Consider the following 26,014-nt stretch of genomic DNA (forward strand, 5'->3'; position numbering starts at 1 on the left):
TAATTATACATTAACTAAATATTTAATTGGATATATAATCATTCCTCTTCAACCCATCCTAGACGACGCATTACCATCTTTATCCTTGCTTTGACCTCTCTCTTGTCAAATGGTTTGGAAATATAATCATCAATCCCAAGCTCCATACCTTTGACCTTATCTTCAATAGCGGTCTTAGCTGAGATCATAATTACAGGAATATCACTTGCAGCTTTACTCTTTTTAAGATTCTCCACCACTTCGTAGCCATCCATATCAGGCATCATGATATCCAGAAGTATAAGATCGGGAAGCTCTTTAAGTGTCATATCTATGGCATCTTCCCCGTTGTGAGCTACAATGAAGTCGTAGGGTTCACTAATGAGAGACAGTTTGAGAAGCTCAGGTATGTCAGGCTCATCATCAACAATGAGAATCTTAAGCCTGTCACGCTTGATTTTCTTTTGCATGGGCTCAAATTCAATAGAACCCTCTTCCACCGAATACCTGAAATCAAAGTCCTTCATACCAATCTCAGCATGAATCTCGCCTACATTGGTGATATCGATCACTACATCAAAGAATGAAGTTATAAGGACCTCCGTCTCAGAAGGCAGAATATTCCTTGAAAGCATGGAAACGATGCTGCCATCATTCTCTGCTACTTTCTTTTCTATGAACTGGACAAAATTCTCAACTACTTGCATTGTGTCACTTGCAAGCACGTTCATATTGTCTAGAATTAACACTGAGTTCTGATGATTCTGAAAGATATTCGAGACGTGGGATGCCATCTTTGTATAATCCGCAACAGAACTGCAATAGAATGTGTCATCATGGTGCTCCTTACCCGGTACATCAATGTCTATGAAAAACATTTTTCCTTCATAATTGATGTCAAATCCAAAATCCTCGAATCTTGACAATATTTTATCCCTGGAAGAATTGAGGCATAGCCACACTACAGTCCTTTCAGACTCTTCTTTCAGTATGTCCGATACAAAAAAATAGACAAGCCTCTCAATGAAACTATCCACAGGAGCAAGGAACAATGTATTTTTCCGGGACAGCTCTGTTCTGAGGGATGAAAGGATTTCCTGTGTTTGAGCATTCATTGCCAAGTACCTTTTAATTTTGTTTAGTAAATATTATTAGATTTATTTTCTTATTAATGTTTGGGAAGATAATGTACTTACGGCATCCAAATTACTTATTTCATAGGAATGAGGCTAACCTGCGGATAACCTGAAACAAATTCCATCTGAACCACGAAAATACCGGTTTTTGGTACTACCCCATACATAACAAGGGTCCTGTCAACGTTTTCAAACTTCCAGTGAGTTGTGGCCATATGCGCCACAGACTCGCTAATTCTCTGGCCATATTTTGTAACGGCAAGTACAACATTATCAGTTGTCTTAGTAATAGATGCCATCTGACCTATTATAGAACCAATGTTCTCCCATCCGTAATTATACTCCATACTGTCAAGGCCAATGTAATCCAGAACAGGTGAGCCGCATTGGCGCAGAATCTCATTCTTAGCCTTGTGGAAAATATCCATGTCTTTGTAGATATTACCTGAGAATGGTTCTATGTATGCAGGAATCCTGCCTTTAAGGTCACGAATTTCAAATCCTACAAATTGACCCTGGAAGTGATCATCCCCGGTAAATGGGGATATCATACGCTTTTCAGTTTCAACACTTGTACCTTCCGTGGGCATACTGAGAAGACCGCGACCAAGCTTTAGATGGTTTATGAATGTTGGAAGCAGCAAACTGTAAAATGAGTCACCTACACCGCTTGTGATCTCAAAAAGATTGAAGCTTCCTTTCTGATACCCTCCGGTCAGTATCTCGTCAAAATCAGGTATTCCGGTAGATATCTTGTTTTCCTCCGGATCAGAAAGGGGACGTGGGACCTGTGTTTGTTCAGGATATGAAACCGTGAAAGGCTCAAAACTCCTGAAATGCCCGCTATCAAGCGTAAATGGATATCTTGACTGTGATAATTCAACACCGCGTATCTTGAGCAGGTTTATTTTTCTTATGTCGCGCCCGGATATTTCTGCTATCTCAAGGAATACTACCCCGTCCACAAGATAGTCCAGGGATGTGACATCAGCCTGCTCAGTGATCATTATCAGATCAGCATTGACCTTACGTGAAAAATCAAAGAGCAAACGCTCCAGCTCAAACTTGTTACTTTCCCAATCCGAAGAACGCGTCGTTGCAATGCTCAGGGAATCTATTGAATCAACAACAATAATTGGTTTAGTGTCACAGGAATCCCATATCAATTTTATGCGGGATGCCAGCATACGCAAGAAATCTTCATTATTGTTGAAATCACCTTCGATCCAGGGATAATTTCCATAATCTGAGGATTTATCAATGCGTGGTGAAATATAAACACAATTGCCTTGGGGGCATATTTCATCCAGTATTCCAAAGACAAAAGTGGTTTTCCCAGTACCGGGCTGCCCCTTTACGAGAAGGGACTTTCCATACTGGGATGAAAAGAACTCTTTGACCTCACCAGGTATCATACTGGTGTGTTACAATTTACAGATATATATACATATCTAATTATTTAATTGTTCCTCAAGGAGACTCTGTCCTGCGGCAAGTGCATCGTCAATTTTACTGACATCAACACCACCACCACGGGCCATGGCAGGCTTTCCGCCACCGCCACCGCCAACTACCTGGGACATAACCCTGACGATCTTTCCAGCGTCTGCTCCGGCTTTAAGTGCATCTTCACCTGCGGCACCGACTATCTTGACGCCTCCCTCATCGCTTGCCAGAAGCACAATCATGTCTTTGCTGGTTGTCAGTTCACCGGCAATCTTGACAAGCTCATCGATGTCTGCGTTAGGTATGCATTTTGCAACAAGGCGCATACTTGCGATATTAACAGCCTCGTTGGCCATCTGGAGCACATGGACATGCGCAAGGTCTTCCTTGAGTCTCTGGTTTTCTTTCTTGAATTCCTTCCATTCATTGAAGAAACGATCAATGGTAGATGGAAGATGTTCGGGCCTGACACGAAGTGCATCTGCTGCCTGATTGAGATAAGACTCCATCTCCTGTGTTGCCCTGACAGCTGCAAGACCTGCGGCATATTCTATACGTTCAACACCGTCCTGAACACGTTCGGTCTTAAGTATCTTAATGGAACCAACAAGTCCGGTGCTTGTACAGTGAGTACCTGCACATGCCTCTATGTCATCGGCAACCTTGAGTACACGAATGATCTTTCCAGGTGGGACTCCTCCCTGATACAGCCCGAAACCATATTTCTTCTCAGCTTCGATCCTGTCCATCCATTCTGCAGAAACACGCTGGTTCTCCATAACAGTACGGTTGGCTATCAGCTCGATCTGGTTGAGCTCTTCCTGGGATATACGTTTGTAGTGTGAAATATCAAGACGTGCACGGTCCACGAATTTCTGGGCACCGGCCTGCCATACATGATCTCCAAGCACCTTACGTGCGGCATCATTAACAATGTGGGTTGCAGTGTGATGACATGCATGAGCCATACGGCGTTCTTCGTCTACACGTCCCTGAACCATGTCACCCTTCTTAATGTGGAACTCATCTTCCGAGTCTTCGATTATGTGTACAACAACACCATCGATACCCTGGACATCAATGACATTGTGCAATACATCTTCTATGACCATAGTACCATGGTCAGCAGGCTGTCCACCACCCTCCGGGTAGAAAAGTGTACTGTCAAGTACTACATGATTGTCAAATACATCAAGGACAACTGCCTCAAAGTTCATCCGGGTAGGTTCGTCATAGAACAACTTTTTGGTTTTTGGAAGCTTGGCCACTCTTTCTGCGTATGGGAAAACTTTTTCCTCTTTTGCCTCGGCCTTGCTATGTCCTTCTGCAACAAGTGAATAGAAATTATCAGGCAGATCAACAGCCACACCAACCTCGGAAGCTGCTTCTTTTGAGATCTCAGGTGGAATTCCGTGACTGTCATACATCTCTATGATACTTTCAAGAGGCATGTTCTCCCCGGATTCCTTGTAGTGCTTGGCTGACTTCTGGATCATGCGCTTTCCACGTTCAAGAGTGTCAGCAAACTTGCGCTCCTCGTGTTCAAGGATGTCCTGTATAACGTCGAACTTCTCCTCAAACTCGGGATATTCCGGCAGGTTGTTGATGTGCATCCTTACGATATCAGACAGTGGCACTGTAATGCCCATATCCTTCATCATCCTGAGTGTCCTGCGAAGTACAAGTCTTGCAAGGTATCCTGCCTTTACGTTGGAAGGAATAACACCATCTGCAAGCATGAAAGTAAGACAGCGTGTGTGATCAGTGATGGCATATACTGTTTCTACTGGCTCCATGATGCTGGAAAGTTTCTCCACCGTTGTACCAATGCTGGAAGCAACCTGTTTTCTCAACTCAAAGAGATTGGCCTTTTCGCTTACGTCCATAAGGCCTGCAAGGCGGGCGTTCTGGGAAAGGATGTTAGCGTACTCTGAGTTGTCAAGTTCATGGTTAACACCTGCAAGGTCCATGAGTTCATTGACAATGTTCGGGAAGACTGCATCATATATTGTAGGAGAACCTTTGGATGCCCACACAAACCTCTCAAGGCCGTAACCTGTGTCCACGATGTAATTGTCCATCTTCTTATAATTCTCGCCCTTGATGGAAATATCACCGTCTTTAGACTGCTTGAGGTCCATGAACACAAGGGTTGCAACTTCAAGACCGCCGATAAGAGCTTCTACGCAAGGACCGGCATTTCCGCCGCCTGCCCATGGTTCTTCTTTATAGGTAACGGCCATTGGGTCTACGCCAAGGGAATTGAAAAGTTCATCACATAATTCTACTGTGTGGTCCTTCCAGTATATTTCCTCACCCTTTTTGTTGAAAGCATGATGAGCCATCATTTCAAATGTGGTCAGATGGCGGCCACTCCTGCCTACTGCATCAAGGTCAGAAAGACGGATGCATGGCTGGGAAATAGTCAAAGGATTTGCGGGTGGTGGCACCTGGCCAGAAGTCACAAATGGCTGGAAATCCGCAATGGAGGCGATGGTTAGATAGATGTCATCTCTCCACCTTGCAATTACAGGATATCTTTCAAGCCTTGTGTGGCCTCTCTCTTCAAAGAAGTTCAGGTAATACTCACGCATTTCCGCAAGGTCGAACTTTTTCTTAAATACGGGATTACCGATAAATGAGTATGGATCGCATGGTGCATCTCCACATGTGACCCTGTCAAGATCACGAGTCCAGAAATGTTTTCCACATTTAGAGCACTGTTTGCGAACGAATCCATTCTCTGAAAAATAATCAAGCTGATATTCGTCTTCAAGCATAAATATTCCAACTGGATGATTGTTTTAGTTAAGTAATATAGTCAGATTTATTCTTCCAACTATCGCATCAATGATTAAAAACGTTTCTTATCCAAAATTACTAATCTGTATGCTACGCACCACCATATACAAATGATTATATAAATATACATGGTGGATAATTTCGATTGTCCCTTTTTATCGACAAATCACGAACACAAATTTCTATGATTTATGAACATAAATACAAAATCGTCTGTACATGTTGACAAAAAAGAAGACATTATGTTTAAATGCATGACCATAAAAATGAGATATTGGTGATGACCGATGGAATCAATGCGCTATATGTCGTTAGTATTCAGAGGGCTTGTAGAAGAATATAGTAATACAGGCGTCAGACCATCCGTATTTATGGATGCAAGTGGCAGCCTGCAAGTATACCTGTGCGACCCTATAATCGAAGAAATGGACGAAGATTATGGAATTGATCTCGAACGGGAATATGATGTGAATGGCGGACAGTTCTCAGATGTAAGTTTTAACAGAGTAATGCCTGTTGAGACAATCAAACACAATCTTGGGAATGAAGCAACCATCCAGTAAAACAATTGCAATTATAAATAGCAGGACCTTACGTGGCGAAATTTGCACGGGATGAGGGAAAGGTACCTGCATTTAGCCTTAGGGTGAAATAAATGGATCATAAAAAACTTCTGAAAGTATTGAAAAACTCAAAACAGGTCTATAGGGAAGACTATGTTAAAAAAATATTCAGAAGTGCTCACTACGATGTTGGATTGTTTGAAGAACAACTCAATGAATTCAACTCAACCCTATCAGGCAGTGATTCTGAAAAAGCAAAATCTTACATGGACCGGACGATCCTTGCCCAGGTAATCGATGATGCTTCAATATTACTGGAAATAGTAAAAGACAGCCCCTGCCTGAGTACTGATGAGAACAAGGCCATTGAAGAAATGATCTACACCCTTGATGAAATGAGCAATAAAATAGAAGTCCTGGAAGAAGTCAAGGCACTTGCGGATATGACTGAACAGGAAGGATTTGTCCCTACATCACAACGGAAAGACAGAATTTACGCAAACGTGTGAATTCACATAATTTCATATCACCTCCAATTTCACCTTTTTTAGATATTTTAACCATTTATCCTGAGGAGACATTCAGGATTGAAGATTTTTAAGATAAAATCAGGATTCAAATTGTAATCAGGTTTGCATCAGGGCAGTAGTTTTAAGGCATTGTCAGGCAATTGATACAGACATGTCAAAAAAGATACTTGTTACCAATGATGATGGTGTTTATTCAACAGGCATACATGCGGCCTGGAAAAGTGTTTCAGACCTTGGCGATGTGACTGTATCCGCACCCATGACACAACAAAGTGGTGTTGGAAGATCGATATCCATCTTTGAGCCATTAAGGATTACACAAACAAATATTAACGGAATAAATGTCAATGCCGTGGCAGGCACTCCTACAGATTCAGTGATACTGGGAATTTTTGCAGTCATGAAGGAAATGCCCGACCTCCTCCTATCAGGATTCAATATCGGAGAAAACATCAGCACTGACACAATCACAACATCAGGAACTATTGGGGCAGCACTGGAAGGTGCAAGCTACGGAATACCTGCAATCGCGGCTTCCATTCAGGTTATGGAAGAAGGAGACAAATTTGACGATAACAGGAATTACCAGCATGACTATGATGTTGCTATTAAAGTTGTCAACAGGATTGCAAGGAAAGTGCTTGAACATGGCCTGCCTGAAAATGTGGATCTGCTTAACGTGAACATACCGCACCATGCAAAAGACAATCCTGACATTGAGGTCACTCGTTTAGCCAGAAAATTCTTCAAGACCGATGTCGAAGAAAGACATGACCCCAGAGGAAGACCATATTATTGGATTGCAGGTGAGCTGATAGTTGACGAAGAAGAGGGAACCGATGTTCATGCAATCATGAACAATGGAAATGTCTCTGTGACGCCGATATCACTTGATGCGACATCACCTATTGATTTCTCGGAAATAGAGCATCTGCTGTAAAACTATTAAAATCGGAATAAAAATTAACAGAAAATTGAAAACAAAAACGGTTCCTGACAGTATTTCAGGAACTACTGTTTTACTTTAATTATTACTTCCTTGCAGTCATCTTCAACGCCATGAAGTGTTGTGACCGCTCCGATAACAGTGCTGCCAAGTATGGACTGCACGAAGTGATTTATCTCAATATCCTTCCCATCTACAGTAAGTACGACTTCCATTTTTACTACTCCTTTAACTTATACAGAACGGCACACGCCTGCTGACAGCCAATCTGAAAAGATCAGGCAGTTCTTCCTGGCTGGCTTCGGAGACATCAACCATATTATCACTTACCAGAAGGCAAGGTTTTAGTTTTCCGTCTGCTGTGACCCTTAAGCGGTTACAGTTAGCACAGAATTCAGTATTATCAACCGGTCTGACAAATTCGACTTCCGCCCCATTGATAATATATTTTTTCCTCTTATGCAGTTCACGTACCTTCACATCAGAAGATACTGACATTAGTGAACGTTCAACTTCATTTGCATCTATCCTGTACTGTGGAAGATCCCTGAAATCCATAAGTTCGATCAATTGTAAGATTACGTCCCCACCATATCCGCGCGTGAATTCTAACATGTCCTTTATCTCATCATCGTTAAGGTCTTTGAGAAGGACCATATTGAGTTTGACAGGAGTAAGACCAACGTCTACTGCTTCATGTATCCCATCAAGCACCTTATCAAATATTCCCTTCCCGCAATTAGTGATAGTGTGATACTTGTCACGGTCAAGGGTATCAAGACTGATATTGACCCTGTCAAGACCTGCATCTTTTAGGGATGAGGCCCTGTCCTTCAGCAGAACGGCATTTGTTGTCATGGAAACATCCCTCAGTTCAGGGAGACGTACAAGTGCTTCTTCAAGGTCTTTTCTAAGAAGGGGTTCACCACCGGAAATCTTCAGCCTGTTTATTCCAAAACGAGACCCTACTTCAACAATATTAACAATAGTGTCCACTGACATCTCTTTGCTGTGGCCTATATGGCCTTCATTATGACAGTAGATGCAATTAAGATTGCAGCGGTCGGTTACAGACATCCTCAGACTTCTGACTGTGCGTCCGTAAGAGTCAGTAAGAAGTTCTGTCGCTTCCGGGAGAGACATAGTACTTAGATATACGCTCTTTATTTAATCGTTTTGAATCCTCTCCCGAGGGAATAATACATATATCCGAACTATACACAATAAACTCCATGACAAATGCGGTGTTGCTTGCAGGTACTAACAGTGGAGTTGGAAAAACGACTGTTTCCATGGGAATTATGGCTGCCCTTAAAAGAAGAGAGATGGAAGTTCAGCCTTTCAAAGTCGGGCCAGACTACATAGACCCCACATACCATACAGCTATCTGCGGCAAGCCATCAAGAAACCTTGATACTTTCATGATGCAGGTTGATGGTGTAAAGAACACTTTTTCAAAGTATTCAGAAATCGCTGACATTAACATCGTTGAAGGAGTTATGGGGCTCTTTGACGGAATGGGAGCTACTGAGATAGCAAGTTCCGCACATGTTGCCAAATCACTTGGCATTCCTGTAATATTGATTGTAAATGTACATGGAATGTCAAGAAGTGCCGCAGCTATTGTCAAAGGATTTTCCCAGTTTGACCCGGATGTAAAGATTGCAGGTGTTATCCTGAATAAAGTTGGAAGCCCAAGACATGCACAGATGATAATAGATTCCATACCTGATATCCCCGTTGTCGGAACACTGCCACGTAACAAGGACGTTACTGTACCTTCCCGACACCTTGGATTATACATGGCAGATGAACTGGATTTCGATACTGAAAGCCTGGCTGCATTTATTGAAGAGAACATTGACCTTGATGCCATAATAGAACTTTCAAAAACAGCGCCGGATTTTGAACCTCCTGAAAAGGAAGAGGAAATAGAGGCGGATCTGAAAATAGGTATTGCATACGACAGTGCATTCTGTTTCTACTACCAGGACATGTTCGAGGCTTTCAAAAATACAGGTGCGGAAATTGAGTTTTTCAGTCCAATGAAAGGAGAACTGCCGGATGTGGATGGTTTCTACTTTGGCGGAGGCTATCCTGAGCTTTACATTTCTGAGCTTGAGAAATCCAGGACAACAAAAGCTCTCAAAGACCTTGCAGCAGAAGGTATGCCGATGTATGGAGAATGTGGCGGATTACAATATATGTCCTCATCCTATGAAATAGAAGGGACAGTATACAAGATGGCAGACGTACTACCTGCAGAAACTGTCCAGACCAAGAAGCTCCAGGCACTTGGTTACACAGAAGGAGTCGCAAACGGAGACTTTATCAAAGGAACTATTAGAGGACATGAGTTCCATTATTCTGCAACATATTGTGACAATGATGCCAAACTTGCTTATGAGATGAAGAGAGGAAAAGGAATTCTTGATGGTAAGGACGGACTTACCGAGTACAATTCACTTGCAAGTTATACTCATGCTCACCCAGCAACATTTCCTGTGAAGAGTTTTGTTGAAAAATGCAGGGAATACAAACGTAGCTGATTAGTTACCAATTTCTTTTTTAGGAGAATTTATTGACAGTACTAGCTTTGTTTTTAATAAATCATTCTAAACAATTTACAAACGTATAACCTAGGTTTGACAGTAACCGTCGATTTCATGAAAAATCAGGCTAAAAGGTATGTCTATGCCAACTTTGATGTCATAAATACACTGATTTTAAGACAAAAAAGGGTAAAATCGTAGAATTTGGATTAAAATTATTTGCACTGTCAAATAGGTTTTCCTGACAAAAAACGAATTTTTTGGGTTGAAAAAGAAGACATTCTCTTCATCAAGGAGTGAAAACTGTCAAACTTGGGATATAATTACAAAGATAGAAATGAACTCTTTGCACTTGAATGTAAATTCAGAAGCAATACTCGCAAATGTAAAGTTACCTGATCAAATTATGGCCATCTCGAAAGATATCGAAAATATCAGGACGAAGAGGAAATGCCTGTTTTTGTAATCATTGGTTTAGGTGGAGAACCAGATTAACCTGAAAAAATGTATTGCATTCCACTCGATGAAATCGAATATCCTGAAGTTTATATCAGCAAAATCAAAGAATTTGAAAGAAATCACATAAAATGTTTTTCTGGAAAGCTAACATTTTGAGTTAGTTAATGTAGAAAAGTCATAAAAAAATTGGTGCTCCGATGGGGATTCGAACCCCAGTCGCAGGAGTGAGAGTCCTGCATGATTGGCCGTGCTACACTATCGGAGCAATCTGCTTTGCTTGTCAGCACCCTTGAAAGTCACTCAAAGCATATTAATCTTTCGTTTGATAAAAAGGGGTGTATGTTTGCGATTTATACAAACATACTGTATGGGGAGCTCTGTTCTTCTTCCTCGGAAACGACTTTCTCATATGCGTCAAGGAGATCCTGCATTGTGATGCTTTCTCCGCGTCTTCTGAGGACGAACATGCCAGCTTCCTTTGTGATGATCTTAATATCCGCACCACTGAGGCCATCTGTCATCTTTGCGAGTTTATCAAAGTCCACATCTTCAGCCATATTCATCTTGCGGCTGTGGATCTTGAATATCTCAAGACGTCCCTTCTCATCAGGGAGTGGAACCTCAATCACACGGTCAAATCTTCCCGGACGAAGCAGTGCAGGGTCAAGAAGATCTATCCTGTTGGTTGCGGCAATGACCTTCACGTTCTTTGTTGCGTCAAAACCATCCATCTCGGCAAGGAGCTGAAGCATGGTACGGTTTACTTCCGCAGAACCTGTGGTACCGTCATGAGTACGCATGCCACCCACCGCATCGATCTCATCAATGAAAAGGATGGATGGGGACTTGTCGCGAGCCATCTGGAACACATCCTTCACAAGGCGTGCGCCCTCTCCGACGAACTTCTGCACAAGGTCAGAACCTGACATCCTGATGAATGTAGCATTTGCTCTTGAGGCAACAGCCTTTGCGATAAGTGTCTTACCTGTTCCTGGCGCACCGTACATCAGCACACCAGTAGGGGGCTCAATACCTATCTTCTCGAACAGTTCAGGTTCTACAAGCGGAAGTTCGACAGATTCGATAACCTCTTTCAGAACATCATCCAGTCCACCTATCATATCATAGTCGATTCCCGGGGAGTTGATAAGCTCCATAACCTGGGCGCGCACATCCGCAGCCCTTGAGATTATAGATATTATAGAGAACGCGGCGTTCACACACACTCTCATGCCTGCCTCAACATTAAGGTTGGCTGGTACCTTCGTTACAACTTCCTGGTTGTTCCCGTGTTGTCTGATAAGTGCCAGGCCGTTGTCAACTTCCATGACCGTGGCGATGAAAAGTGGGGGAGTGGTGAGTTGCTCTATCTGTCTTTTGAGCTTGCTTGTTTCTTCAAGGTAACTGTTTGCCAGCATACTTGCTTCAAGCAACTTTGCCCGCATGTTTTCGTTATTGACTTTAAGTAATTCTATTTCATGGAGTAGGGACTCCACATCTTTTTCGTCAAGAGTATTGGACTCTATCTGAGTCTTAATCTTTGAACTAATATTGTCAATTGGTGATTCAGCACTGCTATTTGACATAGGGGCTAAGTATGGGTATCATTGGATATAAATGCAACTGCACTAGAGCATTGCGCTTTTGTTCGCAGCATCTTTATTTTTGATTAGATGGGCTAATCATAAAAATGCTCTTTTTCAGCATTTCACAAAAAACCATTTTTGTGTGTTTTTGTGTTATTATATATTTTTATTCTCCTGCAAAAGCATTAATATTGCTTCTATTATTGTATAAATGGCTTAAAATCTGTTTTTGCTTTTTCAATACACCTAATTACTGCTAAATTCGACAAAAAACGAAATATTTATCTATCATTATTACACTTGTTCTAGTGTAGGCAATTTATGTTACTTGTCTTCGGTGTGCTGAGTGTTTTAATTTTCGAACAAAGCTCTAATATGGCTTTGATTTACTTTAAAACAAATTCAGACATATTATTAGAGCAAATATTTATATAATATTAAACCCATGTAAGTATTGTGAAGCACAGAGAAACAGTGTGTTCCTGATGTATTCACACGATAACGGATCAAGATTAATGAGCAACGCCATGAGTCTGAGGGGATAAATGGTTTTGTGAATCCATCAATATCTGAGGGGATGAATGGATCCGCAAAGAGGCAAAAAGGATGAAGGTTCGGCTTGAGATCATCAACGACGATGGCACTAAAAAAGCAAGCGCCGAGTTCGAGATTGCTGACAGACACAGTCAGTTGGCATTTCTGAACATATATGCAGACGAGACTAGAACAATTTCCGAACCTTCGTCCAATTCACCTAATATGATGCAAAATGCATCAGCTCCTTCTAATAATACTAATTCTCAGGTAAGTATTGCTGAACAGAATACATTCCAACCTCAACTTGTTCAGCCGCAATCTCCTATACTTTCTTCGCATCCAGCACAGCAGGCAAATATGTCGCAGTACCAGCAGCAGTATTCACAATTGCCGGTGCAGCAAACACAGATACCTGCACAGCCGGTGTTGCCACAGACACAACATTTCAGGCAGGGCTATGTGCCACAGCCAGGAATGAGTTCTGTTCCAAACACAATAAATGATTATCAATTACCGCCGCAATATATGCAACCCAACACCCTACCTCCTGTGGGGGTTCAACAATTTGGGTACGGGCAGCCGACACCATCAATGTCATCTACGGTCCGCCAAACAATGAATCCTAACCAACAGATGATGTCGGCTGTACCTCCTATTGAAGCTCCGGTACAGGTTCAGCGTCAGGTGGCACCGCAGCGCAAGGTTCCTTCACTTCATGACAGGATGAGCGACAGTTCACTGACAATCAATGAGCGTCTGGAACTCTTCCTGAAGTATGAATATCCAAGGATCTGGTTCTCATCACAGGATATACAGAAGCAGTACGAGCGCATTTACGGTGAAATAAAACAGAGTACAGTGTCCACATATCTGTCCCGCATGTTCCGCAAGAACATTCTTGCCCGCAGGGGAAACAGGACTCAGCGCGAGTATCGCTATATTGCAGACGAACTTGAATCGGAATCTGATCTTCGCATTGACCAGATGGCATCAATGCCTCAGGATTACAGGTTCCAGTACTAACTTTTCTTTTTAGAGGACATTTCAGTTTTGGAGTTTTTCATGCGTTCACCACAGGATCTTTCGCAACTGGGATCACTACTCATATTCATTGGATTTTTCCTTGTTTTTGCCGGTGCAATAGTTTCTTCTTTCAGTAGCAGTGGCAATTTTGGCGGCCTTGTTATGATCGGTCTAATACCAATCGCATTTGGCTCATCACCTGAGATCACTTCGTCCATGCTATGGGCAGGTGTCCTGATTGCTGTGATCTATCTGCTGGCAAGGAGGCGATTATGATGCTTGGCACCAGTTTGGTCCTATTGGGAATAATATTAATAATTGCAGGTTTTGTACTAATCTTCATTTCAGGTGTATCTAACTCTCAGAATCGTGAAAAAAGAGATGAATACTCTTTAAATTCAGATTCATATCATTCTAATTCTTCGAGTAATGGTGGTAGTTTCAAGTCAGATTCTGATAAAACAGAGGTAAGGGGAGGCGGTCTTATCATGTTAGGTCCTATTCCAATCATAATCGGTTCAGACAACAAGAGTGCTCAGACATTGATGATCCTGGCAATTGTGCTGATGGTGTTGTATTTCCTATTATTTTCCCGATGATCCCGGGAGAGTATCCTTTGACTATCTTGTGAATCGTGTGGTGAGGTAGTGATATTGTTAACTGGTGAAATGCTGTTTTTTTAAGTGAAATGCGCATGCACTTCAACTGTGAATACGTTTATAGGCTTTCGGTTCAATACAGATATTGATGCGTCCTTTCAAACTAGTTTCTGAATACAGTCCGAAGGGTGATCAACCCAAGGCAATTTCCCAGCTCACTGAAGGTATGCTGGCAGGAAAGAAACACCAGACATTGCTCGGTGTGACAGGTTCAGGAAAAACCTTCACAGTCGCCAATGTCATACAGAACGTGCAGAAACCAACTCTGGTTATTGCTCACAACAAAACCCTTGCTGCACAGCTCTTTTCTGAGTTCAGGGAGTTTTTTCCCGACAACGCCGTGGAGTATTTTGTCAGTTATTATGATTACTATCAGCCAGAGGCATATTTGCCTACAACCGATACCTACATTGAAAAGGATGCGTCAATCAACGAAGAGATAGACAGGTTGAGACTTTCGGCAACCAAGTCTTTACTGGAACGCAAAGATGTGATTGTGGTTTCCAGTGTGTCATGTATCTACAACCTTGGTTCTCCTGATGAATGGAGGGCTATGTCTGTGATGCTGACTCCCGGAATGGAGATTGACAGGCCATCTTTCCTTGAGTCACTGATTAACATACAATATGAAAGGAACGATGTTGCTTTCACGCAGGGTACTTTCCGCTTGCGCGGGGATACGATAGAGATATTCCCGGCACAGGAGAAAGAAGGAATAAGGATCGAACTCTTTGGTGATGAGATTGACAGGATCGCCTATTTTGATACGCTAACAGGCAAAGTGCTTGAGGAAGTGCTTCCGGGGGAGACTATTGGTATTTATCCTGCCAAACACTTCGTTATGCCTGAGGAGTATATTGACAAGGCGTTGGGCACAATTGAGGCTGAACTTCATGACAGGTTGGCTGTGCTGAGGTCGGAGAATCGTTTGCTTGAGGCTCAGAGACTGGAACAGAGGACCAAGTTTGACATGGAAATGATACGTGAGCTTGGTTATTGCAGTGGTATTGAGAATTACTCCCGGCACTTTGACGGCCGCCGTCCCGGCGAGCCTCCATCGTCCCTGCTTAATTTCTTCCCTGAAGATTATCTTCTGGTTATCGATGAATCACATGTGACCATCCCGCAGATACGTGGAATGCACAACGGTGACAGGGCAAGGAAACAATCTCTGGTAGAATATGGTTTCAGGTTGCCTTCTGCTCTTGATAACAGGCCGCTGCGCTATGATGAGTTTGAGAGACGGCTTGACAATGTTATTTATGTTTCTGCCACACCTGCGGAGTATGAAATTGAGAAGAGCAAGGCTGTGGTGGAACAGATCATTCGTCCTACTGGCCTTGTTGATCCGGAAATTTCTGTAAGGCCCGTTGAGAATCAGGTGGATGACCTTATCGGTGAGATCCGCAAGGTCACTGCAAAGGGATTCAGAACTCTTGTGACGACTTTGACCAAAAGGATGTCCGAGGATTTGACGGAATATCTGCTGGAGCTTGGTATCAGGGTGCGTTACATGCACTCGGATATTGAAACACTTGAGCGTGCGGAGATCGTCAGGGATTTGAGAAAAGGTGAGTTCGATGTGCTTATCGGTATCAACCTGCTTCGTGAGGGTCTCGATATTCCGGAGGTTGCTTTTGTTGCGATACTGGATGCTGATAAGGAGGGTTTCCTGCGTTCAGAGCGTTCACTTATCCAGACTATCGGACGTGCTTCGAGGAATTCGGAAGGGCGTGTCATTCTGTATGCTGACAATATGACTGGTTCCATGGAACGCGCCATTAATGAGACTGAGAGACGTCGCAAGCTCCAGATGGAATTCAATGAGGAGCATGGTATTACTCCGACTACAATTCGCAAGGCTCTGCAAAAGGAGCTTGTGGAGGGCGAGAAATACAAACCTGCATCCGGTGTTCTGGCAATTGCCGAGGATGCATCGGCACGTGAGATCAAAGATATTATCATCGACCTTGAGGCTGATATGCACCTTGCAGCCAAGAATCTTGAATTTGAGAGGGCGGCAGAACTTCGCGACAGGATAAAGGAACTCAGGGAAGAGTATTCCCTGTGATGATTTCGATGATCTGAATTGGTTATCTGGCATTGCGGCTCATGCGCCTTATGCCGCGTCTTCTTTTACGGTCATCAGGGCCTGAGTATCTTATATTTTTGCCGGTGTGATGAAGGAATACGTCATCAAGGGTTGGTTTTCTCAGGCTGACAGATTCTATGTGAAGGTTCAGTTCGGTGCTTATCTTCATGAGTTCCGGTATGGTTCGTTCTCCGTCAGTGGCGGTTATGCGAATAGATGTGCCGGTGGTGGTTATTTCAGTTGTGTCGGCGTTGTGATTGGTTTGAATCTTGTGGTTCTTGTAGTGTTCCACCATTTTTGCGGCTTCGTCCTCGCTGATGAAGGTGAGGGTTATGATGTCTCCACCGAGTTCTGCTTTTAGCTCGGCGGGAGTGCCTTCAGCGATTATCTCGCCGTGGTCGATGATGGCAATGCGGTTGCAGAGCATGTCAGCTTCTTCCATGTAGTGGGTGGTGAGGATCATGGTGATGTTCTTTTCCTGGTTGAGCTTCTTGATGTATTCCCAGATGTGGTTCCTTGTCTGGGGATCAAGTCCAAGGGTGGGTTCGTCAAGGAAGAGTACGTTAGGATGGTGCATGAGTCCTCTTGCAATCTCGAGCCTGCGCATCATTCCGCCGGAATACTTCTGCACCACCTCGTCAGCCCAGTCGGTGAGCTCTACGAGTTTGAGCACTTCATCTATGCGCTCATGGCGTTCTTTCTTCCCGAGTCCGTAGAGCCTTCCGTGAATATCGAGATTCTCGCGTCCGGTGAGTTTCTGGTCAAGGGTGGTGCCCTGGAACACGACTCCTATGGACATGCGCACTTCTGTCGGTTCGCTCCTGATGTCATATCCCCAGACTCGGGCTGTTCCTTCAGTTGGCCTGAGCATTGTGGCGAGCATCCCTATGAGTGTCGATTTCCCCGCTCCGTTGGGTCCAAGCAAGCCGAAAAGCTCTCCTTTTTTAACCTCAATGTTGATGCCTTTTACCGCTTTTACCTGCTCGTAATGTTTGCTTATCCCTTCAGTGCGGATCGCTTCGTCTGAGTGTTCCTGTTCCATCCGGTATTAGTGAATGACTTCTGCCTTTAAATACAATTCCTGATTATATTCATCATCAGGCGAAAAGATTATATTGGAAAAAACACTGTATTGGGTGTTCAAACTGCGCTGGTGGTTTAGCGGCTATGACTGAGGCCTTCCAAGCCTTAAACCCGGGTTCGAATCCCGGTCGGCGCATTCACCCTTTATCCTCTCTTTTTTATTACAATGCCTTTATGCATAGCGTTTTATAATACATTCATTCTGAAAAACTTATATATGTATCCTGATATTCCACCGGAATACTTAAAAACAGATAAAAACGGTGGTAATATTAGTGAAAATTATAGAGAGTTTCGAGAATGATTTAGCATTGAGGCGGCGCACTCACAGGACAATACGTAGTTATTCATGCAATGTAAAAGAGTTTTTACAGGAAAATCCTGATCCTCAAAATGTTACTTATGAGGACTTAGAAATGTACTTAGGGCATTTGCTGGAGAGAGACTTAAAGATCAGTACTTTAAAATCCAATTTCTCTGCAATATCTTCTTTTTATGATTTCCTGATTTACAAGAAAGTCACAGATAAAAATCCTATTCTTGGATTCAGGAAGAGATTTCTTGATACTTCTTGCGATTCTGACCGCAGGCAAGTATTAACAGTTCATCAGGCACGGCAATTAATAGCATCACTTGATTTTATCCGGGAAATTGCCATAACCATGGTACTGGCAAAAACTGGAATAAGGAGATCAGAACTTTTAGAGTTAAAGCCGCAGGACATAGACTTTTCCAGAGACATAATTATAATTGTCAGGAAGAAAAGAGCAAAGAACTTAATCAGGTTCATAGATGATGAATTGCACGTAGTTCTTGAAAATTATTTAGCATGGCGTGAAGCAAGAATACGTATAGGAAAGTGCAAAACTAACTATTTGTGGATATCTGACACCGGCGGGAGAGTTCACAAAGATTATATCAATCAATTTTTACAGGCATATGCTGAACCCATCGGGCTACATGATCCCACCGGACCACTTGAGACACAGCTTACAAGCCATTGCTTCAGGGGTTTTTTAGTGACACATCTTAGACGTGCAGGAATGAAAAAAGAGCATATCAAGACACTTTTAGGCCACTCGCTTAAAGATGAAGTTTGGAGTGGCTTTTATTTGTCTGTTGATATGGAAATTGTCAAGAATGATTATTTTAGATGTGTTCCCCGGCTGATTGATTATTGATTTTTAAGATATTGGTATTTTGAAATAGAATATCATACCTATGATGCTAAAATAAAGTCCCATCATCAGCATGAAATAATCAAAATCCTCTATTTTTAGCGTTATAGGGCCTTTTGAGAATAGAACCTTATCTCTATCAACAAAAATATTTATGAGAGCGTACAGGAGCACACAGACACCACACAGGGCAAATATACGGACCACATCAGCACCTAAATTATCTAAAATATCAATATAGGTTATAGCTGATACATCCGGTATCCCGGTAAAAATTAAAGAAGAATTGTTCATATCATTTCCTCATCTTCTTCCGGCGTAATGAATTTTCCTAAATAATATGTTTTCAGAATAGCAGTTAAAGGAACCACCCACATGCAACCAATTATAATTAAGCTCATTCCCGGAGTATCTACAAATCCTGATATGTCAGTTTCAAAAAGGAACAGATACAGACCTGCATTTACTTGAAAAGTGAACAAAAGGGAAACCGGGATTGTCAGAATTGAAATAGTTAATAGAGGCATTTTGAAATTAAAATAATCAATGACTATCAGACAGGCTATGAGAAAAAGTACAGGGTGAATTAAGTCTGCTGTCATTAGTTCTCACTCGTTCCCCTGATCTTATTCAGCACCCATTCTGTAGTAATTAATGCAGCAATCCAGCCCACAGGCCGCAAAAGGAAGAGATTAAGAGGCTTATAGAGCACTTCAGGAAGCAATGTATAAAGAATCGCTTTTACCACCGAAAATAAACTCATCCAGCTAACAAATTCCAGGACAATATCTACAAGACCTAAAACTAAACTTGAAACTGCTGAGTCTCCCTCCATATCTACCACAAGAGAGCCGTCTGAATCTTCCAGACCTTGAATGGATAAATCATTTGAGGCTCCCATATTCCAGTAATAAGAGAGGCCGCTAATAGTGGATATTATGAATACAAAAAGTACGGCCTGCCTTGTGAGGGATGAGGCCAATTAATCATCTCCTGAGAATTTGCGCCCTACTCCATAGAACCCAATAGCCAACAGAAGCCATGACACTATTACAACATACCAGGTATATGGCCGCCACAGGCCAGCTATTGCAAGGAGATTGCAGGCAAGAACTGAGACTATACCAACCTGTTTAAGATCAAATATTGCATTTCCGTTCCTGTCTCTTCTCTGGATCATTCCAATAGTCAGACCTGACCATAATATAAAACCCCAGAAAGCCGGGAGAGTTAAAAACGTGATCAAATTTGTGATTATGTCGTTTCCCCAATTGCCGGAACTTGTATAATCGTCTGAATACCCTGAATATGACGATCCTGAGTCTGTCACTATTAGGTATTGTGTGGCCTGAATCCTATCGTTTCCATCAGTCAGAGTAAATTGATAATTACCAGTAACTACAAGGCTGTAAGGGAAGGACACAGATCCGTTGAAATCCCATGATGCTATATGCGTATTGCTGACACTGCCTATTTTAGACAGGTATAAGGAGCAATCATCAGGAGCAATTACATTAATGATAAATTGTTCATTTTGTCCGACTTCACTTGAAGATAATGTAAGCCCATAGCCTGCCGTATTTGTTGACGTGACAGAGAAATTATCAGTTGCTAGAACTTCTACTAAACTCCCTCCACTATAGGCAGCTAAACGTATCTGATTATTTCCGGCAATTGTGCTATGATCTCCAACATAATATGAGTCACCTGTGGTATATTCCCAATAATCAAAGTCACCCAACTTAAAATTAAATGTTTGTATCTGATAAGGCATCGGAACACTAAAACAAATAAGATCTTCGTCAAGGTTCACAAACTGCAAATAAATATCGTTCCCGCCTTCCATAGCATCGTCACTTATTGCGGACCTTCCGTTTACGTACTCACCCATGATAAAAGATTCAGGAGATATTATCACAGAAGAATTATAAACAGTAGTTATTACATTAGAATATTCTTTGTAAACTGTGAATGTATCTGAGTCTAAAAGGTTCCCATTTCCATAAAGACCCGCAAGCCATTCGCCAGTAATGTATAATTCAGGAGCAGTAATAGTAAATTCTGTGTTTGCATCCGCTTCTACTGGAATAGTATAGCGAGTGGTCCACATATTTGTATTTGAATCGTCTTTACTCATCAATTTAATAACTGTGGTGTTCGGATTGAAACCATAAGTATATTTTATTGAGAAGTTCTCCCCATAATTAACCGTGAGTGGTACAACATCAATAGTACTATCAGAATAATCCCCTAATGTTGTCCGGTCTGTGGCAATGATGGAAGAATCAAGATTACCCAACCACGATTTTACAAGATTGACCGTGTAAGGTCCATTTTCTAATACTTCATACTGAATATAAAATTGGAAATATGTAGAACCGTTTTGAGCTGGAAGATCATAAGTATAGATTTCATTTCCTGAAGGGTCTAAAATCTGAATGTCAAAATCATAGCCTATATAGGCATATGAATCGGTCCAGTCTGAATCTGTGATACTGTAGGTTATCTTTGCTTTTTCACCGGATACATAAGAATCATGTTCAAATTGAATGTAACTTGAGGAAGTATCAGGGCTTGAAGCTTCTTCTTCTGGGGCAGTAGGAACAAAATAACCACCTGATGCCGAAGAAGTCATGTAAGTACGTAAATAATTAGGTACAGAATCACAAGCAACAACAACACCATTTGACAAAACGACAATATCAGAAACCATATAAGAATCATCGCTCTGAGATACAGCTGATATAGTACCGTAAACAGTACCATTGGGATAAAATTCTTTTATTGTCCTAGTAGCTCCACTACTCGAAAGATAATAACATACAACCAGATTACCATTAGTAAGCTCAGATACACCACCCGGAGTTAAAAAAGCCGCTGTGCCACCATCATATGTAAAAAGATAGTCTTCTGACTCAATCGAATCTACAGTGAATATTTCCCAATCTGCATTATCCCCATAATTTGAACTTTGCATCATCATGTAAAAATGATTACCACAAAAAATAGGCATCGGATAAGAAGCATAACTAGAAAATCCACTTTGATACGTTGTAGAAGCTAATGTGTCCCCATCTATATAATAAATTTGTCTAGAATTTGCATCACTTACATATATATTTCCTGCTGCATCCGTATCTATTCTTAGTACTGCATCTCCTGTTGAACTCCATGTACTAAAATCGCCTAAACTTTCTACATCCTCAGCAGAAATAGTATCCCATGATTGCAAACCAAGCGAGTTCGGAATCCTATAAGTCAATCCGTTATAAAATACTACATATATATAATTGTAATCTGCGCAAACATCAGATACACCATATGGAAGATTAGAAACAGTAGCAGAACCACCTAATAGAGCATAGGAATCCCAATATAAAGAGCTACCATCTGAATAAATGAATAAATTATCTGTTTCACTGCCAGTATATCCACTAGGTTGTTCATATTTTCCAATTCCCACTGGATCAGTAAGAGATATCTCAGCAGCAGAAGCAAGATTTGATAAAATAACAAATAAAAATATAAAAATTACTAGTTTCTTTTTAAATAGCATTTTCATCATTCCTATATACTATAGGAATATTCAGCTAAAAAAAGTTTTGTGAAGGAGATTAAATCTCCTTCTCTGGAATGGTGATGTTTTGCATTAATTGATCTTAATGCCTGCTTCCTTGAGGAAAAGGATGATGATACCAAGCACAAATGCTATAGTGATGACTCCTACAAGGATAACAGTGCTTGCGTCAAAGCCACTTGTGTTTATGTTTGCAATCTGTACAAGTGCAGCGGCTCCCACTGATGCGAAAATGAACCCTGCAATACTCATGTTGATTATTTTACCTGATGCGTTGCTTGCCATGTTATGACACCTATATATTCCTATAGTCTATAGGTATATAAACTTCGATGCATCGGCACGGCGGAAGAGAGATAATTACTGACCGAACGAGCCAAAACCCCCAGGAAGATAAAAAAAGGTATGTTGAGGGAGGTAAAATAGGGCATATGTTATAAAAAAATAATAGGATCATGCAGGAAGTGCAGGAGAAAATAAGGCGTATGCTGATTTCGATTTTGTTTTAAGCTCCTTTCCATAATCTACCCTGCCAGATTTACCCACTAAATCCTTATAGTTTATGAACTTCACATGCTTTTTAAAGGTGAATGCTAAAAGGCGTATTACCTGATCCTTTACGGCTGCATCATAATCAGCCTGAAAGTCTTTATTATCAGTCAGCAATTTATAATAATATCTATTGCCTTTCTGATAGCGGTTTATTGCAACTACGTCTATAAGATATACTTTTCCTTTTTCGATGTATTGAATATCTGCTTTATGTGTCCTGGGGTTCTTTGCTGAAAGGTGAGAAAGTGTTCCTGAATAGCTCTCAAGTTCCTTGAATACATGAATCTCATTGTTATAACCTACATATGGCTCGTTCTGTCCTCCCATGTTCTCATTTATTCCGGGTATATCTTCTTTAGGGTTTGACAGGTTCCCTGCAATCTCCAGAGTAGAGAAGGCACTTAACAGCCTCGGAGTTGGTCTTATTTTGCAGCCATCGGCAAACAGGCCATTATATGCCCCGAATCCTAAGAATATTTGATTTGCGGATACGTTCAATATTTCCATTTCTACAGGATAACCCATCTTATCAGGGCTTTCCTGCCTCTGGTCCCTGATTGTGATATATGGAATTTCGTAGTTTGTCGCTACCTCTCGAATGTCAGGAGGCACGAAGTTTACAACCCTTTGAGTAGTGAAAATTATATTTACTTCCTGTTTTCTGGAAGCGTTAACTATTGCGCCTGTTATTCTTGCCTCTGATGTTGCCCAGTCTGAAATAGTTCCTTTTATGTCGTCAAAAAGTATAGTGACTGCCCTGGCGTTTTCCATATCCTTAAGTGAATTGACATTAGGAACCCATTCAGAAGGAGATTTATGAGCATTGCAGGGAAACCATTTTAGGGAAACGTTTCCACCTGTGCGCCCTCCTGTGGCATGTACACGGGCTAAATGCTCCACTCCAAGAATAGTTTTTCCTGACCCCATAGTTTGATTCACTATGTAGTGATTGCGAGCTACTGGAGCCACTACAGGAGGAAGTTTAAAAACCTGTCCTTCTTTTGTGATAATGACCCTATCCATACGCCTTTTTTTTATGATAATGCCGTCAATCTCATATTTGTATATGTTCGGGTCGTTCCATGCGCTTGCAAAATAGCCGTATGGGTCGTAAAAATCGTATGAGCCTGTTATGATCGTTAAATATGCCATGGTTCCACCTATGAAAACATTAATCCGATGATAAAACCGAATACAAAAACCCCTATATCATGATAATAGGGGCTTAATTTTATAGTCATGTTCACTTGCGGGGCTTGCCTATGAGGTCAGCCACCATTTTGTCGAAATTCCCTTCATATCCAAGAGGAACACCACCTTTAAGACCCCCGAATATTTTTGCCTGCAAGATGGCACGATTTGCAGCGAGGCCGAGCATACAGGCTTGATTCAGATTCCTTAATTCAACTGCAATAGATGTACATTTCTTTTTTTTGATGGTCGGCTCACCATTATTATTTAGTATTACATTGCCTGCGCTGTCAATCTCATAATCATTTTCATAACAGCCATTTTCCAATCGCAGGAAGATACTAGAAAAGTTCGCCCGTTGGTTGTATTTCATGAACCACGGAGGTATATTTCCCTTAGGCCCTATGAAGTCAATCCAGTTACCCCTTTCATCCTTCCTTACGCTTAAATTTCCGCTTTCGTCAATGTCTACAAGGTCTGTGAGTGTCGTTATAACTGCGGGTATTTCATCAACTACGGAAGCCTCTATTTTGGAAGATGTAAAATCCTCTGATACTACTTTTTTAAGGTCTGCCGTGATTGCCCTTATATCACTGGGGTTCATGGTCAGCAGTTCTTTTAGTACCTGGGCCTTTTCGGAAGATTGAACAGAGCCAAAAGGATCTATAAGTTCTGTTTTTGGCTCAATTTGTTTTTCTGCGTTCTTTGTTCCGTTCATACTGCACCCCCTGAAATAATGGATTTTATAGCCTGAATCTCAGTTGTAATGTCTGCAACATCCCCGGAAACCTGTTTAACTATTACGACAGCTCCAATTATTGCGATAACTGCAACAGCAGCAGCTATAATATTTAATATTTTTATAGATGTGATGCTGTATACAAGGTCGTTGAATGCCATACTTTGCCCATACTGTACCCCATCATTATGGATAGCTGTTACATAGTGCAGAGGCAGGTCGTAAATGTCTGATGGGTCTTTTGAATTAACGAGAGGTAAGAACTTTTTAACATCAAAAAACCATGTATCTCCTGCTTGTGGAATGTCGTATAATTTACCATCTGGCAAAAATAGATACTTGTCTTTTGGATCATATGGATAATATCCGAACTTTGCCGGGGATTCATCAGAGACAAAAACGCATTTCTTGTAAGTGATGTCAGAAGGGAAGAAGAAACGCTTAATTTTTGTTACTATGGATAGTTTAGGTGGTTCTATTGACCATGTTTGGGATTCTGAAAAGAACCGCTTAAATTTTTCTTCCGGGCTTAAGTTCTTGATGGCTTCCTTTTCTTCCAGCTTTTGAGCCATTGTGAGGAACTCTGAAGGCGGTTTTTGTTCATCCTTCTTAGTCCTTTTAATGAATCCGAAGAAAGACTTCTTTTCTGTTTTTTCAGGTGTAGTGCTTGAAATTGCCACTTGTGGAAGTTCTTCTTTTGGCGGTTCTTCCTGGACTTCTACAGGTTGCTCTATTTCCTTCTGATTTTCCTGTTTCTTCTTGCAATGCATGAGATGTGAACTTAATTTCACAAAATCATTACCACAATAAGGGCATGTTTCGGTTAATTCTGACATGATCCACCCCTGTTAATGACTGATGCAAGCTTAAGCTTCATGTTTTCAAGGTTCAGACCACAGGAACACGTATTATATATTTCATCAATTGCCTGGCATAGTTCCTCATGTGCTTCATTCCCTGCATACTCTTTAAATTTTGATTCAAGAAGATTTACGGCTTTTTCGTATTTATCGAGCTTTTTCAGGTTTGATAGTTTAGCAGGTTTTTTATTTTCTGCTTGATCTACCAGATTAAGAAGCTCTTTTCTTTGTTCTTCTGTAATTCCTGCTTCCTGAATCAGAAGCCTATACTTTAAAAAAGAATGTTCTACGGCAGTGTTGTAAGAATTTTGCAAGTTATCACCTATTCCTATAGTATATATGAATAAGTTTTTAGTCTATATAAATTATTGTGGTTGTTATTGATTATTACTTACTTACGATTAGTCAAACTAATAGGAAATTTTTTTCCGCACCTGTACCCGATGCGACAAAAACAGATTATGCATATAAACAAAATGGCGTTTTTTCAGTATGTCGTTGGAAGTTGCAAAAGTGTTAATGAG

Annotated in this window: 25 protein-coding genes and 2 tRNA genes; 10 read left to right on the forward strand and 17 right to left on the reverse strand. The window is 41.4% G+C overall.

Annotation, left to right across the window (positions count from 1 at the left end):
• Positions 1 to 38: 38 nt before the first annotated feature.
• The 3 genes from RE474_RS09500 to alaS all read right to left on the reverse strand — a co-directional run bounded on the left by RE474_RS09500 (position 39) and on the right by alaS (position 5,341).
• The gene (locus RE474_RS09500; protein ID WP_309312239.1) at positions 39 to 1,094 is read right to left on the reverse strand and encodes a response regulator; all 1,056 of its coding nucleotides are present in this window, start codon (positions 1,092 to 1,094) and stop codon (positions 39 to 41) included.
• 95 nt (positions 1,095 to 1,189) lie between these two features.
• Entirely contained in the window at positions 1,190 to 2,530 is a 1,341-nt protein-coding gene (locus RE474_RS09505) for an RAD55 family ATPase (RefSeq protein WP_309310139.1), read from the reverse strand.
• Positions 2,531 to 2,566: 36 nt separating this feature from the next.
• Positions 2,567 to 5,341, reverse strand: a complete 2,775-nt coding sequence (gene alaS / locus RE474_RS09510) for an alanine--tRNA ligase (protein WP_309310140.1) — start codon at positions 5,339 to 5,341, stop codon at positions 2,567 to 2,569.
• A 309-nt stretch (positions 5,342 to 5,650) separates the two neighbouring features.
• Here alaS and RE474_RS09515 point away from each other — a divergent pair, with 309 nt between their 5' ends.
• The 3 genes from RE474_RS09515 to surE all read left to right on the forward strand — a co-directional run bounded on the left by RE474_RS09515 (position 5,651) and on the right by surE (position 7,396).
• A complete protein-coding gene (locus RE474_RS09515) occupies positions 5,651 to 5,926 on the forward strand; it encodes a hypothetical protein (RefSeq protein WP_309310141.1) in 276 nt (91 codons plus the stop codon).
• A 92-nt stretch (positions 5,927 to 6,018) separates the two neighbouring features.
• Entirely contained in the window at positions 6,019 to 6,435 is a 417-nt protein-coding gene (locus tag RE474_RS09520; protein WP_309310142.1) for a hypothetical protein, read from the forward strand.
• 172 nt (positions 6,436 to 6,607) lie between these two features.
• Complete coding sequence (surE, locus tag RE474_RS09525) at positions 6,608 to 7,396, forward strand: 5'/3'-nucleotidase SurE (RefSeq protein ID WP_438861574.1); 789 nt, start codon at positions 6,608 to 6,610, stop codon at positions 7,394 to 7,396.
• A 71-nt stretch (positions 7,397 to 7,467) separates the two neighbouring features.
• Here surE and RE474_RS09530 read toward each other — a convergent pair whose 3' ends face one another.
• Together RE474_RS09530 and moaA are read right to left on the reverse strand one after the other, a co-directional pair.
• Complete coding sequence (locus RE474_RS09530; RefSeq protein ID WP_023844621.1) at positions 7,468 to 7,617, reverse strand: hypothetical protein; 150 nt, start codon at positions 7,615 to 7,617, stop codon at positions 7,468 to 7,470.
• Positions 7,618 to 7,630: 13 nt separating this feature from the next.
• A complete protein-coding gene (moaA, locus tag RE474_RS09535; protein WP_309310143.1) occupies positions 7,631 to 8,545 on the reverse strand; it encodes a GTP 3',8-cyclase MoaA in 915 nt (304 codons plus the stop codon).
• Between the two features lie 89 nt (positions 8,546 to 8,634).
• Between moaA and RE474_RS09540 the strand changes: the two genes are divergently transcribed.
• Positions 8,635 to 9,951 carry a cobyrinic acid a,c-diamide synthase CobB gene (locus RE474_RS09540; RefSeq protein WP_309310144.1) on the forward strand — a complete coding sequence of 439 codons (1,317 nt, stop codon included), beginning with the start codon at positions 8,635 to 8,637 and terminating at the stop codon, positions 9,949 to 9,951.
• 649 nt (positions 9,952 to 10,600) lie between these two features.
• On the opposite strand, the gene RE474_RS09545 is transcribed toward RE474_RS09540, so the two are convergent.
• Together RE474_RS09545 and RE474_RS09550 are read right to left on the reverse strand one after the other, a co-directional pair.
• A tRNA-Glu gene (locus tag RE474_RS09545) sits at positions 10,601 to 10,678 on the reverse strand.
• An 85-nt stretch (positions 10,679 to 10,763) separates the two neighbouring features.
• Positions 10,764 to 11,999: a proteasome-activating nucleotidase gene (locus RE474_RS09550; protein ID WP_309310145.1), complete on the reverse strand. Its 1,236-nt coding sequence runs from the start codon at positions 11,997 to 11,999 to the stop codon at positions 10,764 to 10,766.
• A 606-nt stretch (positions 12,000 to 12,605) separates the two neighbouring features.
• On the opposite strand from RE474_RS09550, the gene RE474_RS09555 reads away from it, so the two are divergent.
• The 4 genes from RE474_RS09555 (at position 12,606) to uvrB (ending at position 16,289) form a co-directional block, all read left to right on the forward strand.
• Positions 12,606 to 13,559, forward strand: a complete 954-nt coding sequence (locus tag RE474_RS09555) for a hypothetical protein (RefSeq protein WP_309310146.1) — start codon at positions 12,606 to 12,608, stop codon at positions 13,557 to 13,559.
• A 39-nt stretch (positions 13,560 to 13,598) separates the two neighbouring features.
• The gene (locus RE474_RS09560; protein WP_309310147.1) at positions 13,599 to 13,835 is read left to right on the forward strand and encodes a TIGR00304 family membrane protein; all 237 of its coding nucleotides are present in this window, start codon (positions 13,599 to 13,601) and stop codon (positions 13,833 to 13,835) included.
• Complete coding sequence (locus RE474_RS09565) at positions 13,832 to 14,158, forward strand: TIGR00304 family membrane protein (RefSeq protein WP_309310149.1); 327 nt, start codon at positions 13,832 to 13,834, stop codon at positions 14,156 to 14,158. The genes RE474_RS09560 and RE474_RS09565 overlap by 4 nt, the downstream gene beginning before the upstream one ends.
• 148 nt (positions 14,159 to 14,306) lie before the next feature.
• Positions 14,307 to 16,289, forward strand: a complete 1,983-nt coding sequence (uvrB, locus tag RE474_RS09570) for an excinuclease ABC subunit UvrB (protein WP_309310150.1) — start codon at positions 14,307 to 14,309, stop codon at positions 16,287 to 16,289.
• A 22-nt stretch (positions 16,290 to 16,311) separates the two neighbouring features.
• On the opposite strand, the gene RE474_RS09575 is transcribed toward uvrB, so the two are convergent.
• The gene (locus tag RE474_RS09575) at positions 16,312 to 17,352 is read right to left on the reverse strand and encodes an ATP-binding cassette domain-containing protein (protein WP_309310151.1); all 1,041 of its coding nucleotides are present in this window, start codon (positions 17,350 to 17,352) and stop codon (positions 16,312 to 16,314) included.
• 105 nt (positions 17,353 to 17,457) lie between these two features.
• On the opposite strand from RE474_RS09575, the gene RE474_RS09580 reads away from it, so the two are divergent.
• Positions 17,458 to 17,529, forward strand: a tRNA-Gly gene (locus tag RE474_RS09580).
• Between the two features lie 139 nt (positions 17,530 to 17,668).
• Positions 17,669 to 18,574, forward strand: coding sequence for a tyrosine-type recombinase/integrase (locus tag RE474_RS09585; protein WP_309310152.1), 906 nt, complete (start codon positions 17,669 to 17,671; stop codon positions 18,572 to 18,574).
• Positions 18,575 to 18,577: 3 nt separating this feature from the next.
• On the opposite strand, the gene RE474_RS09590 is transcribed toward RE474_RS09585, so the two are convergent.
• The 9 genes from RE474_RS09590 to RE474_RS09630 form a co-directional block, all read right to left on the reverse strand.
• Positions 18,578 to 18,865, reverse strand: a complete 288-nt coding sequence (locus tag RE474_RS09590; protein WP_309310153.1) for a hypothetical protein — start codon at positions 18,863 to 18,865, stop codon at positions 18,578 to 18,580.
• Entirely contained in the window at positions 18,862 to 19,173 is a 312-nt protein-coding gene (locus RE474_RS09595; RefSeq protein ID WP_309310154.1) for a hypothetical protein, read from the reverse strand. The genes RE474_RS09590 and RE474_RS09595 overlap by 4 nt, the downstream gene beginning before the upstream one ends.
• Positions 19,173 to 19,553, reverse strand: a complete 381-nt coding sequence (locus RE474_RS09600) for a hypothetical protein (RefSeq protein WP_309310155.1) — start codon at positions 19,551 to 19,553, stop codon at positions 19,173 to 19,175. Before RE474_RS09600 ends, RE474_RS09595 begins: the two co-directional genes overlap by 1 nt.
• Entirely contained in the window at positions 19,554 to 22,136 is a 2,583-nt protein-coding gene (locus tag RE474_RS09605; RefSeq protein WP_309310156.1) for a hypothetical protein, read from the reverse strand. It lies immediately after the preceding gene.
• Positions 22,137 to 22,220: 84 nt separating this feature from the next.
• Positions 22,221 to 22,433, reverse strand: a complete 213-nt coding sequence (locus tag RE474_RS09610; RefSeq protein WP_309310158.1) for a hypothetical protein — start codon at positions 22,431 to 22,433, stop codon at positions 22,221 to 22,223.
• Between the two features lie 168 nt (positions 22,434 to 22,601).
• A complete protein-coding gene (locus RE474_RS09615) occupies positions 22,602 to 23,852 on the reverse strand; it encodes a hypothetical protein (protein WP_309310159.1) in 1,251 nt (416 codons plus the stop codon).
• A gap of 91 nt (positions 23,853 to 23,943) precedes the next feature.
• Positions 23,944 to 24,609, reverse strand: a complete 666-nt coding sequence (locus RE474_RS09620) for a hypothetical protein (protein ID WP_309310160.1) — start codon at positions 24,607 to 24,609, stop codon at positions 23,944 to 23,946.
• The gene (locus RE474_RS09625; RefSeq protein ID WP_309310161.1) at positions 24,606 to 25,466 is read right to left on the reverse strand and encodes a hypothetical protein; all 861 of its coding nucleotides are present in this window, start codon (positions 25,464 to 25,466) and stop codon (positions 24,606 to 24,608) included. Before RE474_RS09625 ends, RE474_RS09620 begins: the two co-directional genes overlap by 4 nt.
• Positions 25,454 to 25,804, reverse strand: a complete 351-nt coding sequence (locus tag RE474_RS09630; RefSeq protein ID WP_309310162.1) for a hypothetical protein — start codon at positions 25,802 to 25,804, stop codon at positions 25,454 to 25,456. Before RE474_RS09630 ends, RE474_RS09625 begins: the two co-directional genes overlap by 13 nt.
• Between the last annotated feature and the right edge of the window lie 210 nt (positions 25,805 to 26,014).

The sequence above is a fragment of the Methanolobus sediminis genome (genome assembly GCF_031312595.1).
Classification (GTDB): domain Archaea; phylum Halobacteriota; class Methanosarcinia; order Methanosarcinales; family Methanosarcinaceae; genus Methanolobus; species Methanolobus sediminis.

What these genes read in the sequence shown, in the direction of transcription:
- RE474_RS09550 (WP_309310145.1), bottom strand. Translation starts at nt 11,999, where the DNA reads ATGTCAAATAGCAGTGCTGAATCACCAATTGACAATATTAGTTCAAAG.
- surE (WP_438861574.1), top strand. Translation starts at nt 6,608, where the DNA reads ATGTCAAAAAAGATACTTGTTACCAATGATGATGGTGTTTATTCAACA.
- RE474_RS09520 (WP_309310142.1), top strand. Translation starts at nt 6,019, where the DNA reads ATGGATCATAAAAAACTTCTGAAAGTATTGAAAAACTCAAAACAGGTC.
- RE474_RS09575 (WP_309310151.1), bottom strand. Translation starts at nt 17,352, where the DNA reads ATGGAACAGGAACACTCAGACGAAGCGATCCGCACTGAAGGGATAAGC.
- RE474_RS09505 (WP_309310139.1), bottom strand. Translation starts at nt 2,530, where the DNA reads ATGATACCTGGTGAGGTCAAAGAGTTCTTTTCATCCCAGTATGGAAAG.
- moaA (WP_309310143.1), bottom strand. Translation starts at nt 8,545, where the DNA reads ATGTCTCTCCCGGAAGCGACAGAACTTCTTACTGACTCTTACGGACGC.
- RE474_RS09615 (WP_309310159.1), bottom strand. Translation starts at nt 23,852, where the DNA reads ATGGCATATTTAACGATCATAACAGGCTCATACGATTTTTACGACCCA.
- RE474_RS09500 (WP_309312239.1), bottom strand. Translation starts at nt 1,094, where the DNA reads ATGAATGCTCAAACACAGGAAATCCTTTCATCCCTCAGAACAGAGCTG.
- RE474_RS09540 (WP_309310144.1), top strand. Translation starts at nt 8,635, where the DNA reads ATGACAAATGCGGTGTTGCTTGCAGGTACTAACAGTGGAGTTGGAAAA.
- RE474_RS09555 (WP_309310146.1), top strand. Translation starts at nt 12,606, where the DNA reads ATGAAGGTTCGGCTTGAGATCATCAACGACGATGGCACTAAAAAAGCA.
- RE474_RS09515 (WP_309310141.1), top strand. Translation starts at nt 5,651, where the DNA reads ATGGAATCAATGCGCTATATGTCGTTAGTATTCAGAGGGCTTGTAGAA.
- uvrB (WP_309310150.1), top strand. Translation starts at nt 14,307, where the DNA reads ATGCGTCCTTTCAAACTAGTTTCTGAATACAGTCCGAAGGGTGATCAA.
- RE474_RS09565 (WP_309310149.1), top strand. Translation starts at nt 13,832, where the DNA reads ATGATGCTTGGCACCAGTTTGGTCCTATTGGGAATAATATTAATAATT.
- alaS (WP_309310140.1), bottom strand. Translation starts at nt 5,341, where the DNA reads ATGCTTGAAGACGAATATCAGCTTGATTATTTTTCAGAGAATGGATTC.
- RE474_RS09620 (WP_309310160.1), bottom strand. Translation starts at nt 24,609, where the DNA reads ATGAACGGAACAAAGAACGCAGAAAAACAAATTGAGCCAAAAACAGAA.
- RE474_RS09560 (WP_309310147.1), top strand. Translation starts at nt 13,599, where the DNA reads ATGCGTTCACCACAGGATCTTTCGCAACTGGGATCACTACTCATATTC.
- RE474_RS09595 (WP_309310154.1), bottom strand. Translation starts at nt 19,173, where the DNA reads ATGACAGCAGACTTAATTCACCCTGTACTTTTTCTCATAGCCTGTCTG.
- RE474_RS09625 (WP_309310161.1), bottom strand. Translation starts at nt 25,466, where the DNA reads ATGTCAGAATTAACCGAAACATGCCCTTATTGTGGTAATGATTTTGTG.
- RE474_RS09590 (WP_309310153.1), bottom strand. Translation starts at nt 18,865, where the DNA reads ATGAACAATTCTTCTTTAATTTTTACCGGGATACCGGATGTATCAGCT.
- RE474_RS09530 (WP_023844621.1), bottom strand. Translation starts at nt 7,617, where the DNA reads ATGGAAGTCGTACTTACTGTAGATGGGAAGGATATTGAGATAAATCAC.
- RE474_RS09605 (WP_309310156.1), bottom strand. Translation starts at nt 22,136, where the DNA reads ATGATGAAAATGCTATTTAAAAAGAAACTAGTAATTTTTATATTTTTA.
- RE474_RS09610 (WP_309310158.1), bottom strand. Translation starts at nt 22,433, where the DNA reads ATGGCAAGCAACGCATCAGGTAAAATAATCAACATGAGTATTGCAGGG.